Below are 19,187 nucleotides of genomic sequence, written 5' to 3' on the forward strand. Positions count from 1 at the left end.
CAGTCCGCTCGCGTCGGTGCCCGGCCCGCCGCCGACCGCGGGGCCGGGAATCCGGTCCGTGCGGCGCTGCGGGCGATGGGGGACCGCCTTCGCCGGCGGGACTTGCCGACGGCTGGTGGCCGAAGGCCCATCGGGCCTCGCCCGGTGGCGCAGGCCCCCGTTCCCGGCGCCCCCGCACCGCCCGCCCACCGGCCCGCGGCCCCCGGAGCGCCGACCAAGCGCCGGATCCTCCCGCCCTCCTGGTCCTTGCCGTTGACGCGCCGTCCTCGCCCGGCCGCTCCCGGGCCTGTCCCCGCGGCCCCGCCCAGCCCGGCATCGTCCGGGCGGGCGGCACCGCCGCGGCCGGTGCCGCCGGTCCCGTCGAAGGGGAACCCGGCGGTGCGGTCGACCGTCGTGGGGCCGACGGACCCTCCCTCGACTCACGGCCCGGCCGGCGGCCCCGCCCAGCCCGTCACCCCCCGGTCGGTCACCCCCCAGCCCGTCACTTCCCCGCCCGGAGGCGGGGCCCGGAGCGCGCGCCCCGGTGCCGACGGGCGGGAGCGGCAAGGACCGGCCGAGGCGCACAGGCCTCGGCCGGAGCCGGTACCAGGGCTCCCCTTCGCCCCGTTCGTTCCAGTTCCAGCGCCAGTTCCAGGGCCAGGACCGGTCCGTGGCGTGGACAGCGCCCGGACGGCTGCGCCCGACCCGGCTCCGGCCGGCGGCCTGCCACCGTCGCAGGAGCACGCCCCCGCACCCGGCACCGGCCCGGCGCCACGGTGGGCTCCCCCCGTTGTCCGCCCCGGCAGTTCACCCTCGACCAAGGCCCCGACACCGCGCCCGGCGGCGTTCCGGTACGGTCCGGCGGACCGCGAGCACGCGCCCGAGCGCGACGTGACCGGACGTCCGCCACTGCCGCCCGGCGCGGCGGCTGCCGTCGGAACGCCGATGGACCGCCTGCCCCTGACCGCGGTCCCCTTCTCCCCGGCCCGCACGGCGCATCAACCTCCGGCCACGGACGCCCCTCGGCAGCACCTCAGGGGCGACACCCGATCCGGTGCTCCACCAAGCCCCCCGGACCGGCGGCCGTACTCCGAGCCCGGCCCGGGCCCCGCCCGCGCCGCCGGGGCGGCCCACCCGGCAGCCGCGGCGGGGCCGTCCCCCGGTCACGGACCACAGACCTACCGCACCGACCTCCCCGCGGCTCCCGCCGCCGTGCCGAGGAGTCGTCCCGACCGGCCCGATCCGGCGCGGGAACGGCCTCCCGGCTCTCCTCCCGGTGGTCCTTCCGGCGCCGCTCCCCCCGTGTCCGGGGCCCTGGTCGCCGAGGTGGTCAGGCGCATCGTCCACGTCCACGCGGACGTCCTGGCCGGGCCGGCGTCCGGCCACGGGGAGGGCCGGCGCCCGTGGTCCGAACCGCCGGGCGGGCACGCGCCCTGGGGCGGCGACCGCCCCCCGCGGTGATCCGTCCCGCCCCATCCGGCCCACGAACCGGCCCAGCCCGAGCCCAGCCCGAGTCCCGCCCACGCCCCGGAGCCCCTGCCATGAGCGACCAGCCGTTCGCCGTCACCTCCCTCTTCCAGCTCTCCATCGGCGACCACGCCCTCGGGTCGTTCACCTCCTGCGACGGCCTGGGCTGCGCCATGGACATCGAGGAGCGGGCCGAGGGCGGCGAGAACGGTCGCGTCTGGCATCTCCCGACCCGACTGAGGTACACCAACGTGGTGCTGGGCCGGCCCCTGAACCGGCAGACCACGCTGGTGTGGGCGTGGCTGCAGCTCCAGGTCCTCCAACCGGTCCGGATGCGCGGCCAGATCGTCGCGCTGGGCCCGGACCGCCGGCCCCTGGTGCGGTGGGTGCTGGACGGTGTGCTGCCGGTGCGCTGGAACGGCCCCTCGTTCACCGCCGACGTGTCCGAGCCGGCCAGGGAGACCCTGGAGATCACCCACGACGGATTCCTGGACGTCACCGTCTGAGCCCGTCCCGCCGACCTGTTGCCGAAGGGAGACCCATGCCCGCCCTGCCGCTGCCGGGTACGCCCGTCCGTGCCGTTCTGGTGATCTACGAGCCGCCGGCCGACGAGGGCGGTTCCGTCGGACGTGAGCGCGACCGGATCACCCTGCAGTTCAACCCGGACCGCGTGTCGCTCGACAAGCAGGCCCACTGGGACCGCAGCGCTCCCTCGAACGCCCCCGCCGGCAGCCCGCAGTTCGTGTACTCCGAGCCGCGGACCATGACCCTGGAGGTGTTCCTCGACGCCCCGGGGCCCGGGAGCGGGGTGGAGAAGGCGACGGAGAAGCTGCTGGCCTGCTGCACCCCGGCGGTTCAGGCCGCGGCGACGGACACCGCGTCGGCACCCTGGGTGCGCCTGGAGTGGGGACACGGACGCAGCACGGCGTTCCTCGCCCTGGTCACCCGGGTCGGCGTGACGTACACGCGTTTCTCCACCGACGGGAGGCCGCTGCGTGCCGAGTGCTCGCTGGTCCTGGAGGAGGTCGGCGGCCGCACCCCCCGGCAGAACCCGACGTCGGGCGGGGACGGCCCGGTCGCCACCCACCGTCTGGTGGCCGGGGACAGCCTGGCGAGCCTGGCGTGGCACACCTACGGCGACGCCACCTGCTGGCGGGCCATCGCCCGGGCCAACGACGTCGACGACCCGGACCGCATCCCCGTGGGCACGGTGCTCGCCCTGCCGGTCCTGGACACCACGACGGGCGCACCGACGGCGGACGTGGGCGAGGGCCGGTGACCAGGACCCACCAGGCGCGCCCGCTGATCGAGGTCCAGGGGCAGCCGCTGCCGGACCAGTGGGAGAGCCGGCTCGTGGACCTCGTCGTGGAGAGCGCCGTCAACACGCCCGCCACGGCGCGGCTGCGCTACAGCGACGGCAAGCACCGGTTCTTCGAGCGGACGGACGTGAAGGTGGGCCGGTCCCTGACGGTCGCCGTGTCGACCGGCCGTCACCGCACCAGCGCACGGATCTTCGACGGCGAGGTCACCGCGGTGGAGGCCTCCCTGGACCGCACCGGAACCTTCGCCATCGTGCACGCCACCGATCGCGGGCACCGCCTGGAGCGGGGCCGGCGAGCGGAGGCGGACGGCCCGAGGACCCTCGCCGCGGCGTTGGAGGAGGCCGCCCGGCGCCACGGCCTGGACGCCGACACCTCCGGTCTCACCGGTCCCGAGATCCCCTACCTGGCACAGCCCAACCTCACCGACTGGGAGCTGTTGACCCATCTCGCCGACGAGCGCGGCCTCCACCTCGCCGTGGACGGCAAGATGGTGACGATGCGTCCCCTGCGGCCCGCCGCGCAGGCCCCCTCGCCCGACACGGGGGCGGACCGCAGCGTGTTCGTCCTGCAGCGAGGGGTGAACCTGCGCTCCCTGCGGGCGGCGGTGTCCTCGGTCGGCCAGGTCAGCCGGGTCCGGGTCACCGGCTGGGACCCGGCCGCCAAAGCGCCGGTGGCCGAGCGGGAACCGGCGCTCTCCAGCCCGGAGGTGCACCCCTCGGCAAGCGCCGGCAATCTCGCCGAGGTGTTCGGCGGCACCCCCGAGCTCCTGGTCGCCGGCCCGTACTCGCTCCCCGAGCAGGCCGGTGCCGCCGCCCGGGCCCTGGCCGACCGGACGGCCGCCGGCGCGATGCGACTGGAGGCGCTGGCCGACGGCGCCCCACAGCTGCGGGCCGGCCGGCCCGTCACCCTGCGCGGGGTGGGGGCGCCGTTCACGGGGCAGTACACGGCCACCTCCTGCCGGCACACCTACGACCGCAAGCACGGCTACCTCACCGAGGTCCGGGTGGACGCGCCGCCCGCGCCGGTGGTGCCGCCCCCGCCGCCGCTGTGCAGCCGGGGCGTCGCCGTCGGCCAGGTCACCGACATTCGCGAGCCCGGGCAGGGCAGGCGCGGCGCCGTCCGCCTGAAACTGCCGTGGCTGTCCGAGAGTTACCAGAGCGACTGGGTCCGCACCGTGCAGTGGGGCGGGCTCGGTGGGGGCGGCGTCTTCGTGCCGGAGGTCGGTGACGAAGTGCTGGTGGCCTTCGAACACGGGCGGCTCGACCGGCCGTACGTGATCGGCGGGCTCTACAACGGCAAGGACGAGCCCAGCCCGGACGACCTGCCACTGGTGGACGCGACCAGCGGGCGGGCGAACCGGCGGTCCATCGCCGCCCGCACCGGCGACCGGGTGGAACTGCTGAGTACCGAGACCGGACCGCGGGGAGTGCGGCTGCGCAGCGGCGACGGCCGGCTCACCGCCCACCTCGACCGGGGGGAGACCAGCATCAGCCTCACCGCCGGCGACCCCGGCCGCGAGGTGCTGGTGCGGCTCGACGGGCGCGAGGGCGGGACGGTCACGGTGGACGCCGGCGACGATGGCACGCTCGTGCTGCGCGGCGGGACCGTGCGCATCGAGGCCGGATCGATCGAACAGCACGCCGGGCTCGGGAACGGCGGCAGCACGTAGGGGCGGGCGCCCCGATGACACCCGCAGGGCCACACGAGGAGGAGCACCGCAGTGGACAGCACACCCCCGACCGCGACACCGGACATCATCGGCGCCGGCTGGAGCCACCCCGCCCGGCTGACCCCGTCCGGGACGGTCGCCCTGGCCTCGGGCGCCCTGGACGTGGAGGAGGCCATCGGCATCATCCTGCGCACCGTGCCGGGGGAACGGCCGATGCGCCCGCAGTTCGGCTGCGACCTGTACCGGTTGCTCTTCGCGCCGCTGGACGCGGGAACCGTGGCCCGCGCGGAGCACGCGGTCCGCACCGCGCTGGACCGCTGGGAGCCGCGCATCACGGTCGAGGACCTGGGCTTCGCCACCGACAGCGAGCGCGAGGGCGTCCTCTACATCGACGTCCGCTACCGCCTGCGGGCCACCAACGAGCCCCGCAACCTGGTCTTCCCCTTTTACACCCTGCCCCAGGAGCCCGTCCCGGCCGCGGCGGGTGGGACGTCGTGACGGCGGAACCCGGGCTCCCCGTGCCCGATCTGGACGACTGGCCGTTCCAGGCGATGGTCGACGCGGCCAAGCGCGCCCTGCCCGGCCGGGCTCCGCACTGGACCGACCACAACGTGTCCGACCCGGGCGTCACCCTGCTGGAGTCCTGCGCGGCCCGGGTGGACACCCTGCTCTACCGGGTCGGTCGGACGACCCCGGGCCAGCGGATGCGGCTGCTGCGGCTGATGGGGATCCGTCCGGCGCCCGCGACTCCGGCCCGTTACGCCGTCCGGCTGTGCTCCCGCGGCGCCCGGACGACGGTGCCGGCCGGCACCCCGCTGACCGTCCCCGGCCGCGGCGCCCTCGTGCTGACCACCGTCCGCCAGGTCACCGTGCCCGCGGCCGACGAGGGGGTGTCGGTGGAGGCGGTGGAGGTGCCGGAGCGGATCAGTGATGAACTCGGAGTCTCCGACGGGACGTCGGGGCAGCGGTTCGCCACCGGTAGGCGGCCGTGGAGCGGACCGGGGGACAGCCCGCCGTACTCGCCGCTGGAGGAGCTCACGGTCGGAGGGAGCGTCTGGCCGGCGGTGGGCGGCTTCGCCCGCACCCGGCCCGATGAGGCGTGCTACCTGTGGGACGAGACCGCGGCCGAGGTGGTGTTCGCCCCCCGGATGCCCCTGAAGGACGGACCGCGGCAGGCCGGAGCGGTACCGGGGAAGGGGGAGGCCGTCCGCGCCCGGTACACCGCCTACCGGGGGGCTCGGGGCCATGTGCCGGTCGGCACCGTGCTGTTGCTGCCGGCGCAGCTGTGCCCGGCGATGACCGCCGTCGTGGCGGCGGTTGTCGCCGACGGGCAGGACGCGCAGGGCTGGCGGCAGGCGGTGGACCTCGCCGGCCTCCAACTGGCCCCGCTGCAAAGGGCCGTGACGGTGTCCGACCACGAGCGGCTGCTGGCGGAGCGGGCGGGACTGGTGGTTCGCTGCCGGGCGACCGCCACCGTCCGGCCGGCGGGCTCCCGGGTCCCCGAGGCGCTGGTGCCCCCCAGGCGGCCGGACACCGTGACGGCGTGCGCCGTCGCCGCGGTCGATCCCACGTACGCCGTGCACTACACCGCCGACGCGCAGGGCGTCCACTGGACCAGGGTGCCGCTGGACCCGGTCTTCCATCCGGGCCCGATCCTGCCGCTGCCTCCTCCGCCCGCGCCCCGGCCGGGGGACGAGGACACGCCGCCGGAGTTCGCCCTGAAGCAGCTCGACGCCGTACTGTTCCTCGCCCCGGACATCCCCCGCCTGTGGTTCTCCGCCGACAAATGCGGGTGGACCGGCGGAGCCTCGCAGCCGATCGGCACGGTCTTCCCCGGGCTTCCCACCGAGTTCACCACCGGGGTGCACGCGGTGACCGCGACGGCCCTGCCCGGCGGCGGGTTCCGGATCTTCCTCTTCCGCGGCGACTCCTTCCACCACCGCTGCTACACGTACGCGAACCAGGTCCTGACCCCGACGCCGGAGCGCGGTGTGCAGTCGCTGATCGCCGAGGCGTTCCCCCAGCTCCCGCCCCGCCTGACCCGGGACCCGAAACCCGTGGTCGGCATCGGCGGAGTCTTCTACTTCATGCAGGGCCCCCGCACCGAGGCCACCGCCTGGCGCAGCGAGAACGCCGCGCTGCGCGTCCTGGTGACCGGCACCCTGCCCGCTCCCGCGGACCACGCGTTGACGGACCGGGAACTCGCCGCGGGGGACGAGGTCGAACAGGCCCGCGCCGTCCTGGAGGGGGTGCGGCTGCTGGGTGAGCGGATCAGGGTGGGCCCGCCGGACTACACCGACTTCTCGGTGACCGTCGTCGTCCGCCCCTGGGACGCCACACCCGCCGGACAGGAGGCGGCCGAGCGGGCGGTGCGCAAGGCGCTGTTCCGTTTCTTCCACCCCACGGCCGGGGGCGCCGACGGCAGCGGCTGGCCGTGGGGACGGCTGGTCCAGACCGGCGACGTGTACACCGCACTGGCGGCCGTCGCGGAGGTCCGTGAGGTGGCCGACGCCGCCGTGGAGGACAAGGACGGCGCTGTGCGACCCGTCATCGGCGTGCCGGACAGCGGGCTGGTCCATCTGACCGCCGTCGACTGCACGGTCGCCGACGAGCAGAACGGAGGCAGCCGGTGAGCGAACAGCCCGTCGCCCGGGCCGGGGCATCGGCGCCCCGCCCGCTCGCACTTCCGTCGGTCTACGCCGACGACACGGTGGTCCAGGCGTTCGCCGGCGGCGTGGGCGCGGCGCTGGCGCCCACCGAGTACCTCCTCGACCGCCTGGAGGACGTCTTCGACCCGTGGCTGTCGCCGCCGGACTGCCTGCCCTGGCTGGTCCGGATCACCGGCGCGCGGGTCGAGGCGGACTGGGACGAGGTCCGGCGCAGGACCGCCGTCGCCCTCGCCCCGTGGCTGGACGCCCGCCGCGGCACCCTGCGGGCGCTGCTGCGGGAGGCCGAGGAGATCTACGACTGGCATCTGTCGGTGGACGACCCCGGGGGCGTGTTCACGGGTACGGAAGTCCCGCCGGCCGCCGCCGCGGTCACCGTCACCCTGACCGCCGGCAGCACGCAGAACCAGAGCGCGTTGACGGCCCGGCTCACCCGTCTGGTGGAGGCCCACTGCCCCGCGCACATCCCGTTCCGCGCCGTGGTGGTCGGCTCATGACGGCATGGCAGCCCCCGGCGGGGAGCACCGGAGACCCGGGGAGGGGCACGCCGCTGCCGTACGACCCCGGGACACGGGAAGAGACCACGGGCGCCGCGGCCACCGCCGTCCGGGCCGCCCTGCCGGCCTGGACGGGACAGGACCGCGGCGAGCCGGGGTACGCACTCCTGGAGTCCTGCGCGGACATGGCCCAGGCCCTGCGCGACCGGTTGAACCTGGCCCCCGACCAGCGCCGGGCCCGGATGCTGCGTCTGCTCGGACCCCGCCCGCTTCCGGCCGTCCCGGCCCGCGCGGAGGTGCAGTTCCGGCTCTCCGCCCCCGCCCCGGAACCGGTGGTGATCCCGGCCGGGACCGAGGTGGCGACCCGGCCGGCGGGGGGAGGCGAGCCGGTGGTGTTCAGCACCCTGGAGGACGGGGTGCTCAACCCGTGTGTGCTGCTGACAGCCGGCGTCTTCGGGGAACAGGCCGCCGGGGACGGGGTCGTCGAGGGCGTCCTGATCGCGCTGGACCCGAGCAGACAGGACCGGTTCGATCTGGCCGGTACCCCGTTCGGTGGGCCGCCCCTCAACCTCAACCTCCCCTACTTCGGTGACTGGCCGTTCTGCACGGACCCCGAACCGGTCCGGGAGGCCCGTCTCCCGGACCTTCGCGACTCGGGGTTCCAGCCGCCCTACCTGCTGGGAGTGCTGTCCGGGGCCGTGCCCGGCACCCGCATCACCCTGGAACTGACCCCGGATCCGCAGGTCCACCTCGTGGACGTGGATCTGTCCGACGGGGTGTGGGAGGCCTGGCAGGGAGACCGCTGGGCCCCGTGCCGGGTCGTGGCACAGGACACCGGCCCCCAGGGCGAGGCGCGGTTCACCCTGGAAATGCCGCCGACGCACGCCCCCGCCCTCCTGGTGGCGCACGCGGCCCCGGTGGACCGGATCCTCCCGGAGGACGGGGCCGGCGCCGTGTGGCGGCTGGCCGACGTCGGTCTGCTCCGCTACCTGCGGCCCCTGGTGTACCCGCTGAAGAGCGTGGTGCTCCGACCGGTCCTCACCACGCTGCTGGCCGCCGTCCAGGGCAGCACGGTGGTGGACGAGGCCTTGGGAACCGCCACCGGCGTGGCCGGTGAGCGGCTGTGCTTCGCGCGGCCGCCGACGCTCCACCCCACCGAACCCTTGGTGATCGAGGCGGAACGCGACGGGCACCGCCGGACCTGGACCTGGGTCGCCTCGCTCGCCGATTCCGGCCCCGAGGATTGGCACTTCACCCTCGTGCCCGGTACCGGACAGGCCGTCTTCTCCGTCGACACGCCCGGAGAACGGGGCCCGCGCCGGCACGGTGCGCCACTGCCCGCCGGCGCCCTGGTGCGCGCACCCCGGTACCGCACCGGAGGCGGAGCCGTGGGGAACGTCGCCGCCCGCACCGTCACCGCGCTGCGCAAGCCCCTGCCGTACATCTGCGCGGTGACCAATCCGGCCCCCGCCACCGGTGGCACCGAGGCCGAGTCCCTCCAGGACTGTGCCGTCCGGCGCCCGCTCGGCTCGCCGGTCCCCGAGCGGGCGGTCGTCCCCGGCGACTACGAGGACCGGGCGCTCGCCGCTTCGGCGGGCATGGCCCGCGTCCACCACGTCCGTCCGGCGGGCGACGACGCGTTGGACCCCGCCCACCTCTACCGGCTGTCCGACCCCGCGAAGCTCAGGGTCCGCTTCACCCTCGACGCGGGAACCGACAGCGTCGCCGCGGGCACCGAGGTCGCCACGGCCGACGGCATCGTGTTCACCACCACCGGCAAGGCCGAGCGGGCCGCCGGCCTCAAGGCCGGTCTGGCAGCCCTGCGGCTGGACCCCTTGGCGACGGGCGCCACGGACCCGCTGGCGGTGACCGGCTCCTACCAGGCGAACGGGCCGGTGGGTGGCGAGTTCCGGTCGGGCGGCCGCCTGGTGCTGGTCCTGGTGCACCTGCCGCCCGGCGAACCGCTGAAGGAGCTAACCCTGCGGGTCCGGCCCCGGGACCAGGACCGCACCGTCAAGGCCGCGGACCGGATGGCGCTGTCGGTGTTCCTGCCCCGCACCGGCACCGCGTGGTGGACCCCCGACACGCCCGCGGCCTACGCCTGTGACGTCCCGGAAGCCCTCCCCGGCGACGCGACGGTGCTGGCACACCCGATCCACCTGTCCTCGTCGCCGGACTGGCGACCGGACACCCACCCCCTGGCCACCCGGGCCGGGGACGCCGTACCCCGCCACGGGAACTGCCCCGATGACGCGGGGTCATGGCTGGTCCTCCAGATCGACGACCCCCTGGGCAAACCGGCGACCACGTACACGGTGACGGCCGACACCGGGACCACCGCGGAGGTCGAGGCCTCGCAGTACCGTACCGAGAAGGCCGGGTCCCGCCCGGCCGTGCACAAGCCGGGGCAGTACTACGACGGTGTGCTGAAAGGTGCGCTCTGCGATCCCCTGCCGACGGTCACGGTGGACGGGAAGCCCTGGACCACGGTCCCGTCGTTCACCGGAAGGGGCGCGCAGGACACCGTGGTGGTGGTCAACCCCAGCAGCGGCCGCATCCACTTCGGCCCCTCCGTGCCGGACCCGAACAACGTTCAGCGGCAGTACGGCGCGGTACCGGCGGAGGGTGTTCTCGTCTCGGCGGCCGACTACCGCACGACCCTCGGTTCCAAGGGCAACGGCGTCAAGGCGGGCACCGTGAACCGGCTGCCCCACCCGGTGGCCGGCGTGGCCGGGGTCACCAGCACCACCGAATCCGCCGGGGGCGTCGACGGCTACACCGACACCAGCGGCGGAACCCTCCAGGCCGGGGTGCACCTGCGCTGCATCCCCTTCGTCACCCCGGACCGGCGCGGCTGGTTCCCCTTCCACATGCTGACTCCCTCCCAGGACTCCTACGACACCCTCCGCCGCGCCCTGCACGCCCGCCAGCCCCCGGGAGTTCCGGTGTGGCTGAGCCCCCCGGGCTACCGCGGCGTCCAGGTCCTGGCCCGGGTGGTGCCGACCGACTACCTCACCGACCGCGACCGCGCCCTGCTCGGCGAGGCCGCGGAACGCGCGCTCTACCGGTGGTTCGACCCCGTCCGCGGCGGCCCGCAGGGAGCCGGATGGCCGCTGGGCCGCCACGCGTACGCCGGGGAGGTGCACCACGTCCTGGAGGACGTCCCCGGCGTGGGCCGGGCCGACATCGTGCGGCTCTTCGAGGTCCGCCCGCCGACCAGCGCCAACGCGGCGGAGGTGGACGTCGTCGACTGCGGCCCCGAGGAGACCGTCTACTCGACCGGCCACCACGTCACCGTCGCCGAAACCCCCTGACCCTCCCTTCGGCCCGCCGGCAATGAATCAGAAAGGCCGCGATCCACCGATGCAACCACCTTCCGACCCGGACCGGACCGACGGGACCGACGTGCACGCCGTTCCCGGGAAGCTCCTCGCCGTGGACTGGGCCTCCGACACCCTGATCGTGGCGGCCCCGGACCCGCAGACGGGCCTCCCCACCGTCGCCACGGCGAAGACCGGTATCAACCCCCGGGCGGTCGCCGTGGGCGCCGGGAGCGCCGTCGCCCACACCGCCAACCACGCCGCGCCCACGGCGGCTCTGTCCTGCGTCCCGCTCGACAAACCCTCCGACGCCAAGTCCTACGGGGCCGCCCGAGGCGCCTGCGCGGTGCTGGCGGACCTCCACGACGACCACGTGTGCCTGGCGTCCTCGGGAGACCGCCTCGTCCAGGTGTTCCACGCCCGGGACACCGCGCCCACCGGCCACGTCACGGTGCCCGGCCGGCCGTTCGCCCTGGCGGCCGGCCGCAGCGGTGCCACCCGCGTCGGGGTGGCGCTCACCGAACCCGACAGCGCGGGCAGGCCGCTCGTCGTGATCGACCTCACCGACCCCGCGCAGCCCGCCCTGCTCCCGCTGCAGGACACCGTGCCCGGGACGGTGCGGGACCTGACGGCCTCGCCGGACGGGAAGTTCCTCTACGCCGTGAGCCGGCTCGACGACGGCTCCGGGAGCCTGACCGTCGTGGACCCGGCGGGTACCCCGCGCGTCATCCGAACGGTCCCGATGGAGGCCGACCCCGTGTCGGTTGCCGTCAGCCGGAACGGCCGTACGCTGGGCGTCGTCTGCCAGGGGTCCGCCTGCCTCTGGGCGGCCGCGCTGGACACGGGCACCGGGCTGCCCGGCGCACCCGTCGTCCTGCCCGTGGTGCTGAGGCCCTCAGCCTTGGCCCTGTCCTCGGACGGTGGTCTCGCCTGCGTCACCAGCCGCACCACCGGGCGGGTCAGCACCCTCCTCCTCGACCTCGCCGACCCCACCCGTCCGGCCGGCGGCAACCGGCGCGACCTCGCCGGCGGCGCGACACCGAGCCACGTCGCCTTCGCCACCGACGGCGCCCACGCCTACCTGACCGACCAGGGGAACCTGCTCACCCTGCGCACCGGGCCGGCCCAGGACGGCACCATCGACACCGGCAAGGACTCGCGGCCGGTGGCCGCCGCCGTCACACCGGACCACACGTGGCTCTGCACCGCCGACTCGGCGTCCAACCACGTCACGGTCACCGAGCTGGCCAAGGAAGGCCCCGCGAAACCCCTCACCCTCGTACCGGCCACGCTCCGACCCTGGGGGATCGCCACCGGCGCCGTCCCCGGCGGCGAACCGTTCGCCTGCGTGACGAGCCCCGACACCGGCACCTTCGCCACCCTCGTCCCGGAAACGGGCCACCGGCTCGGCGACACGGACCACGTCACCACCCATGTGATCGCCCTGCCCCAGGGGACCGAGCCCCGCGGGGTCGCCGTCACCCCGGACGGCCGGCACGCCCTGGTCGCGGACTCCCGCACCGGCCCGACGGCGAAGGACCTGCTGGTCATCGACCTCGCCAGCGGCTCCACCACCATTCCCAAGCCCGTCACCGGCTGCACCAGGCCGGTCGGTGTCGCGGTCGCCGACGACGGCAACACCCTGTACGTCTCCGACTGCCCCGAGGGGATGGGGTGGGGCGACGACTGGGGCCGCATCAGCGTGCTGCGCCGATCGGGCGAGGCCTGGACCCTGGACGAGGGCGCGTCCATCACCAAGGACAGCACCCACCTGCAGGGCCCGCACGAGGTCGCCGTCCACCGCAGCGGCAAGGTGACCACGCTGTACGCCACCAACTACTCCGAGGCCGGGGGCACTCATCCGGCCGCCGACCGCACCGTCTCGGTCTTCACCCGGAGCGACGGCGACACCTGGACGCACCACTACCTCAAGGGCAAGGACGCCAAGAGGGCGGTGAGCCAGCCGCACGGGATCGCGGTGTCGCCGGACGGGCAGCGGCTGTACGTGTCGAGCAGTAAGACGGGCACGGTGGCCCAGTTCAGCCTGGACGGCGAGTCGTCGGTCCTGGAGTGCTGGTTGGAGACGTCGAAACAGGAGGACAACTGGGCATCGCTGGCCCTCTCCGCGGACGGCACCTACCTCTACGCCACCTCGCAGAACACCGACCAGGTGTACGGCATCGCCGTACCGCAGGCGGCGGACGCCCAGATGACAGCCCTGGACAACCTGGAGAAGGTGACAGCACCGCGAGCAGTGGCGGCCTCCGGCAGCGGCACCCTGCACATCGCCACCCGCCCGTCCGGCGGGACCCCGCAACTGTTCACCGTCACCCTCGACCCCGACAACCGGCTGAAAGCACTTCACGCCGTCCCGGACGAGGAGCCGCTCGCCGAAGGCGGGTGCAACGGCGTGGCCGCCCTTTCCGCGGACGGACCCGTCTTCCTGACGGACGACACACCGGGCACGGTGGAGGTCCGCGGTACCCAGGTGAGGCAGCTGCCGCTGGGGGACGCCGAATCCCGGCTGTGGGACGTCACCTGCACTCCGGACGGGCGGTACGCGTGCGTCACCGACCGGAACGCGAGCAAGCCCGCCGTGCACACGGTGCGACTCGCCGACCCGTGGCCGGTGACGGCCGTGACGGTTCCGGCCGACCCGATGGGTGTCACCTGCTCCCCGGACGGCCTGCACGCCTACGTCGCCTGCCACCAGAGTAAAAGCATCAGCGTGCTGCGCCGCCCCCCGGTGCTGCCCGACGTCCCGCCTGTGCCCCTCACTCCGCCGGAGGCTCCCAAGGCCGCCGCGGCCCACCCGGACGGCGAGCACCTCTACCGGGTGTGCGGCGACGACGTCATCCCGGTCCGGCTGTCCGGCACCGACGACGGACAGAAGCTGTCCGTTCCCGGCGCGTGCGCCCTGGCGACCCGCGCCGGCGGGAAGTTCGGGTACGTCCTCAGTGCCGGAGCCCAACCGACGGTGCGGGCCCTGGACCTCTCCACCCCGAACGCACCGAAACCCACCGGAGCGCCGCTGGACCTGGGCACGGGAGCGACACCGACGGCGTTCGCCCTGAACCCGTCGCCGCCCCACCGGGCCTACGCGGCCGGCAGCACGGCCGGTGGAACCGGCGTCCTGTGGGTCCTGGACCTCACCGCGGCCGACAGACCGGCACTGCTCACCACCGTTCCCGTCGGTGTTCCGGTCACCGCCCTGGCCCTGCTCCCGGGCAGCCCCGGGCACCTGTACCTGCTGGCCCCGGCCGGTGCGTCGGGCAGCGCTCTGCATGTGTGGGAACTCCCCGCCGACGATCCGTCGACAGTGGTCGAACGTTCCCGGGCCCGGCTCGACCTGGGGGGCCGTCCGCGCTCGATGGCCCTGCACCCCGGCGGTGGTCACGCCTACGTCAGCACCGAGGACCACCGGGTGCACCTGGTCGACCTGACCGATCCCGGCGCTCCGGCCCCGGTCGGCAGCATCGACGTCACGGAAGCCGGCGTGCTGGCCGCGAGGCCGGACGGGAACGGAGCATGGCTCGTCCGGAGCGCCGAGGTCACCGGAGTGGGACTCGGCGCGCCGGCGGCGGCCGGTGCCCCCTGGACCGGGCTGACCGCACCGCAGAACCTCGCCGTGACCGCGGACGGCAGCCGGGTCCTGGTGACCGGCGAGAACAGCGGGGTCCTGCACATCGTCGACGCCGCCACCGGCCGGTTCCGTCGGTCCGTGTCGAGCGGCGCCGGCCTCGCCGGTGTCGCCGCGCACCCCGACCCCGCGAAGGAACGGGCCTACGTCGCCGACACCGGGAACGGCCGGCTGGTGATCGTCGACACCGCCGCCCCGAGGCGGACCGGCAGCCAACCGGTCGGCCTCGACGTCCGGCAGATCATCTGCGAGTGACCGAACGGTCAGTCGACGGTGATGTCCTCGTAGGTGATCGTCACCTGCTCGGTGGCGGGCCCCGACTCGGCGGCACCCAGCGTCGGCCCGGTCCACCGTGACGCCCACGCGTTCGCCAGGTGGATGCGTCTGACCGTGTTCCGCTTCGCATCCATCAGCGAGACGGTGACGTTCTGCCGGGCACTGTCGAGATCGGCGTTGACCAGCGTCGCCTTGATCCAGTCCGTGAACGCCTTGCTCTTGTCCATGCCCCTGGTCACGGTGATCTCCCCGCTGCGCCGGGCACCGGGTTGCTTGCGCACCACCAGCTGCCCCGTCGCGGAGACCTGGCGCACCTCCACCACGTCCTGCTCCAGGGTCAGCCCGGACACGTCCTGGACCGTCTCCACCTGGAACTTGCCGAGCTCGATGGCGAAGGCGTTGGCACTGAACGAGTCACCTGTCAGCATCGTGATCCACTCCTCTCCTCGGTTTGCGGGTCAGCTGGTCTGGGCCGGCTGGCCGGTGATCTGCGTGATGGTGAAGTGGACGAACTCCGCCGGCCGTACAGGAGCGACGCCGACCGCGCAGATCACCTTGCCCGCGTCGATCGTGTCGGGCGTGTTGTTGGTGTCGTCGCAGGTGACGTAGAAGGCCTCCGCCGGGGTACGGCCGAGCAGGGCGCCCTGCCGCCACTGGTCGGTGAGGAAGCTGGTGACGGCATGTCGGAGGCTGGCCCACAACCGCTGGTCATTGGGTTCGAACACGGCCCAGGTGGACGACTGCTTGATGGACTCGGCGAGGAAGCAGACCAGGCGCCGTACGTTCAGGTAGCGCCAGTCGCGGGTCCTGGAGCGGGTACGCGCCCCCCACACCAGCAGCCCCTGCCCGGGCAGGACCCGCATGCAGTTCAGCCCCAGCTCGTTGAGCTCGCCGTGCTGCGCGTCGCTCAGCAGAGTGGGGAGTTCCAGCACGCCCCGGAGGTTCTGGTTGGCCGGAGCCTTGAACACCCCGCGCTCCGCGTCGGTCCGTGCCCAGACTCCGGCGATGTGCCCGCACGGCGGAACGGTCGAGCGCTCGCCGTTCAGGTCGAGGACGGTCAGCCAGGGGTAGTAGACGGCGGTGAACTCGGCGTCGGTCGTGTCCTGCGACGGGAGGAGACCGAGGAAGGTCTTCACCTGTTCGCTGTTCAGGTCGCGGGGCGGCTCCACCACGGCGACCCGGTTGCGCATGTCGGAGCAGTGGGCCACCACCAGGCCGACCAGCTCCGCGAACTTGTCGTGTGCGCCTTGGGCGCCGATCCACAGATCCGGGGCGGCGACCATCGAGACGTCGTGCAGGGTACGCAGCCCGGCCAGCCCGGTTCTCTTCAGATCATCGCCATTGAGCGCAGCCTTGAAGTCACCCTCGCGGCTGAGGGGGACGATGTAGCAGGCTGTTCCGCCGTTGGCGAAGAATCCGTACACCGCGTCCGGCAGGAACGACGGTCGGGCCTGCATGATCGCCCAGTATTCCTCCTGGATCTCGTCCTCGTGCTTCTTGGCCGCCACGAACGCCTTGACCGCGTCGTCCCAGCACAGATAGGCCTCAAGGGACTTGGTGAGCTTCGTGATGGAGTCGGAGACCACCTTCTTGTCCACCTCGGTGAGCTTGTCACCGTTCTTCTGCTTGTTCTGGACGGCGAGGAGCTTGTCGAATTCGGGTTCGGTGAGCTCCTTCGGCACGGCCAGACTCTTGAATTTCTCCTGGGCGTCCTGCCGCGACTGGTCGAGCTTCTCGCGGTATTCCGTGCTCTTCTTGAGCTCTTTCTCCAGGGCGTCCAGCGTCACCCCCGGTTGGTGGTGGAACAGGTCGATGAATTCGGTCCAGCTCCGTACCAGCCGTGGTGTCGCGGGATCATCCGGGGTCTTCACGGTGAAGCCGAGGAACGCCGGGGTGGAGGTTCCCACGCCGGTGATCGTGTGAATGCCGCTGGAGAGTTCGTCGATGTAGACACCAGGGGCCAGGGGATTCGGGGACATGGGCGTCACACCCTTGTGGCTCGGGCCGTCCGGCAGCGGGCGGCCGATCGGTCAGGTCACCCGAACCGGCGGAACGAGGGTTCCGTCGCGCGCAGGTCGTTGTGTGCGGCGCGGTCACGCACATGCGCCCAGCGAACCATTCGTGCACCATCGGAATGTCGCGACATGAGGACAGGTCGCCCGGAGGCACCACAGCCGGGACACGGGTGGGCGGGTCGGTGGCCGTAGCCGTCGCCGGGCGTCGCCTCGTCCCGCCCTCCCGATGGGGCAACGGATCAGCAGGAGGTCGTATGAACGCCGACAGCACGTCGCCGAACCACAGCGTCGTCGAGGCATGGGTGGCAGAGGTGGAGCCGGACGGCGGAAGCCGGGTCAGGCTCCGGTTCCCGGCGTCCGGCCGTGCGGAGCCCGGCGGTTGGTGCCAGGTCCTGGGAACGGCCGCGGAGCCGTTCCTCGCCCTGGGGGACCGGGTGCTGGCCGCGTTCGTCCAGGGTGACCCGGACCGCGCGGTGGTGCTGGGCCGCCTGCCCGGCGGGGAGAACGGGACGGACGCGGAAGCAGGCGAAGTCGGCCGACGGGTGATCCGCTCCGGGCACGGCCATGAAGTGGTGCTGGACGACCCCTCGTCCTCGGCGGCCGTCACGATCAGGTCGGCCGCCGGGCACGTGGTGGACCTGGACGAGGAAGGGTCCACCCTCCGGATCGCGCTGGCCCCGGGCGGTGCCGTCACTCTGGTGGGGAAGGGGGACTACGAGGTCACGTCATCGACGAAGATCTTCCTGAAGGCGCCGGAGGTGACGGTGGACTCGCCCGCCATCAACCTCGGCGGCGACGCCACCGCCCAGCCGCTGCTCCTGGGCCAGGCGATGTTCGCCGCGTTCAACGCGCACACCCACGCGACCGCCGGCCCCGGAACGCCGTCGCCGCCGGTGCCGCTGCTCACCCCCGCTGTCTTCGCCAAGAAGGCCCGCACCGCCTAGACGGGAGGCGGGGGTGGGGGTGGGGGAGGGGGAGGGGCGCTCGCCGGCGGTGCGGAGGGGGCCGGTTCCGGTGCCGGGGTCGCACCGAATTCGCGGTTGAGAGTTTCCATGATGGACTCGGCCCAGCTCCGGGAGACCTGAGAGGTGCCCTCCTTCTTTTTGAGGATGTTGCTCACGAAGAACTGCGAGGAATTGGACGAGCGCGAGGTCCAGTTGAAGGACTTGACCAAGCCGTCTTCTCCTTGGGCCACGGAGAACCCCACACAGTCCTCCTGTTGCAGGCCGATGATCTCGGCGAGCTGGGTGTGGCTCGGGGTCCCGGTGGGGGGTCGGGACGGGCCGGCGGCGATCCGCTCCGCCACCGTCCGTTCCTCCACCCGGGCCTGGTCGGCAGCTCGGTTGACGGCCTGCGCTCCCCGGCCGCCGCCGGCGGTGTGCACGACGGGCATGGCGCGGTAGTCGGCGATTCCGCCGATCGGGAAAGGGGTCGACCTCCCGGCCGGCTTCAGCGGTACCAGATGGATGGTGCGGGTGGGAAGGTGCACCAGTCCGGTGAAGGAGTTGTCGGGCGCGCCGTCTTCCCAGATGCGGCGGCTGACGGGGTCGATCCGCAGCGCGTGAGGGGGTGGCAGGCGCGGCTGTGTGAGGATCCGTTCGTCCGGCGTCCAGTTGGGATTGAGTCGGGCGTTCGGGGCCTCGGTGACTCCGTGGACGGTCAGGAGTTCCGCGATCCTCCGGTCGATCGCCGCGGCCAGTTCGGTGCCCGTCCCGGCGGAAAGACGCGCGGTGCGCAGTTGGGGAAGCGTCGCGTAGGCGAGGAACAGGTCCGGGCGCACGGGGCCGGGACGCCGGAACGTCGTCGTCGCGAGGTCGAGTGCGGGGCTGGGCTGCCTGCCAGCCGGTCCGGCGACGGGGCCGGTCGAGCCCGGGAGGCTTCTTCGGCGCGGAGGGTGGTGCGGCACTGCGGTCTCCTCCGTGTCAGACGTTGCAGGCGACAACTCGCCAGGTGACGAGCTTCACCGAGAGCCACTGATTGAAGTACCGGACCGCATCGCCGGGTCGGGCGAACCCTTGCGTGCCTTTCTTGGGCTTGGCTTTCACCCACGGCGCCAGGGTGGCGGTTTTCGCCAACCCGTAGGACATCACCCCGTCCTCGGGCTTCGCATGGACGCCGGTGTAGGAGAAGAGGTCGTCCTCCAGTGACACGGAAGGATCGATGGCGAACTCGACCAGGTACCCAGGCTTACCGAGATACCGCTCCGCGTACTGCCGCGTGGGGGACAGCCCCTGGTAGCCCTTCTCCTGCACCGGCATCTGATCCGTCCGCTCCAGATGGCGGAACTCCTCTTCCGTCATGGCTCGGTAGAAGCATGTTCGGTCGGTGCGGGACGG

Annotated in this window: 13 protein-coding genes; 9 read left to right on the forward strand and 4 right to left on the reverse strand. The window is 73.6% G+C overall.

Annotated elements, in window-relative coordinates:
* Window positions 1-1,520: 1,520 nt before the first annotated feature.
* Genes ACZ6EM_RS20110 through ACZ6EM_RS20145 form a run of 8 tightly spaced genes read left to right on the forward strand, consistent with a single transcriptional unit; the run spans window position 1,521 to window position 14,815 of the window.
* Window positions 1,521-1,952 (forward strand): phage tail protein, encoded by a 432-nt coding sequence (locus ACZ6EM_RS20110; protein WP_401054724.1) that lies wholly within the window; start codon window positions 1,521-1,523, stop codon window positions 1,950-1,952.
* A 35-nt stretch (window positions 1,953-1,987) separates the two neighbouring features.
* Window positions 1,988-2,725, forward strand: a complete 738-nt coding sequence (locus ACZ6EM_RS20115; RefSeq protein WP_401054726.1) for a CIS tube protein — start codon at window positions 1,988-1,990, stop codon at window positions 2,723-2,725.
* On the forward strand, window positions 2,722-4,437 hold the full coding sequence (locus tag ACZ6EM_RS20120) for a VgrG-related protein (protein WP_452178677.1): 1,716 nt from the start codon (window positions 2,722-2,724) through the stop codon (window positions 4,435-4,437). The genes ACZ6EM_RS20115 and ACZ6EM_RS20120 overlap by 4 nt, the downstream gene beginning before the upstream one ends.
* Window positions 4,438-4,488: 51 nt before the next feature.
* Window positions 4,489-4,935 carry a GPW/gp25 family protein gene (locus ACZ6EM_RS20125; protein ID WP_401047200.1) on the forward strand — a complete coding sequence of 149 codons (447 nt, stop codon included), beginning with the start codon at window positions 4,489-4,491 and terminating at the stop codon, window positions 4,933-4,935.
* On the forward strand, window positions 4,932-7,070 hold the full coding sequence (locus ACZ6EM_RS20130) for a baseplate J/gp47 family protein (protein ID WP_465772892.1): 2,139 nt from the start codon (window positions 4,932-4,934) through the stop codon (window positions 7,068-7,070). The genes ACZ6EM_RS20125 and ACZ6EM_RS20130 overlap by 4 nt, the downstream gene beginning before the upstream one ends.
* Window positions 7,067-7,600 (forward strand): phage tail protein, encoded by a 534-nt coding sequence (locus tag ACZ6EM_RS20135; protein WP_465772893.1) that lies wholly within the window; start codon window positions 7,067-7,069, stop codon window positions 7,598-7,600. The genes ACZ6EM_RS20130 and ACZ6EM_RS20135 overlap by 4 nt, the downstream gene beginning before the upstream one ends.
* Complete coding sequence (locus ACZ6EM_RS20140) at window positions 7,597-10,914, forward strand: putative baseplate assembly protein (protein ID WP_465772894.1); 3,318 nt, start codon at window positions 7,597-7,599, stop codon at window positions 10,912-10,914. The genes ACZ6EM_RS20135 and ACZ6EM_RS20140 overlap by 4 nt, the downstream gene beginning before the upstream one ends.
* Before the next feature lie 49 nt (window positions 10,915-10,963).
* Window positions 10,964-14,815, forward strand: coding sequence for a beta-propeller fold lactonase family protein (locus tag ACZ6EM_RS20145; RefSeq protein ID WP_465772895.1), 3,852 nt, complete (start codon window positions 10,964-10,966; stop codon window positions 14,813-14,815).
* Window positions 14,816-14,823: 8 nt separating this feature from the next.
* On the opposite strand, the gene ACZ6EM_RS20150 is transcribed toward ACZ6EM_RS20145, so the two are convergent.
* Complete coding sequence (locus ACZ6EM_RS20150) at window positions 14,824-15,264, reverse strand: phage tail protein (protein ID WP_401049464.1); 441 nt, start codon at window positions 15,262-15,264, stop codon at window positions 14,824-14,826.
* Window positions 15,265-15,294: 30 nt separating this feature from the next.
* Window positions 15,295-16,815 (reverse strand): phage tail sheath C-terminal domain-containing protein, encoded by a 1,521-nt coding sequence (locus ACZ6EM_RS20155; protein WP_401049463.1) that lies wholly within the window; start codon window positions 16,813-16,815, stop codon window positions 15,295-15,297.
* Between the two features lie 290 nt (window positions 16,816-17,105).
* On the opposite strand from ACZ6EM_RS20155, the gene ACZ6EM_RS20160 reads away from it, so the two are divergent.
* Window positions 17,106-17,795: a phage baseplate assembly protein V gene (locus tag ACZ6EM_RS20160; protein ID WP_465772896.1), complete on the forward strand. Its 690-nt coding sequence runs from the start codon at window positions 17,106-17,108 to the stop codon at window positions 17,793-17,795.
* Here ACZ6EM_RS20160 and ACZ6EM_RS20165 read toward each other — a convergent pair.
* Together ACZ6EM_RS20165 and ACZ6EM_RS20170 are read right to left on the reverse strand one after the other, a co-directional pair.
* Entirely contained in the window at window positions 17,792-18,631 is an 840-nt protein-coding gene (locus ACZ6EM_RS20165) for a hypothetical protein (RefSeq protein WP_465772897.1), read from the reverse strand. The genes ACZ6EM_RS20160 and ACZ6EM_RS20165 overlap by 4 nt on opposite strands.
* Window positions 18,632-18,773: 142 nt before the next feature.
* Window positions 18,774-19,151, reverse strand: coding sequence for a hypothetical protein (locus tag ACZ6EM_RS20170; protein ID WP_401054600.1), 378 nt, complete (start codon window positions 19,149-19,151; stop codon window positions 18,774-18,776).
* Window positions 19,152-19,187 lie beyond the last annotated feature (36 nt).

This window comes from Kitasatospora sp. NPDC041917 (assembly GCF_055589745.1).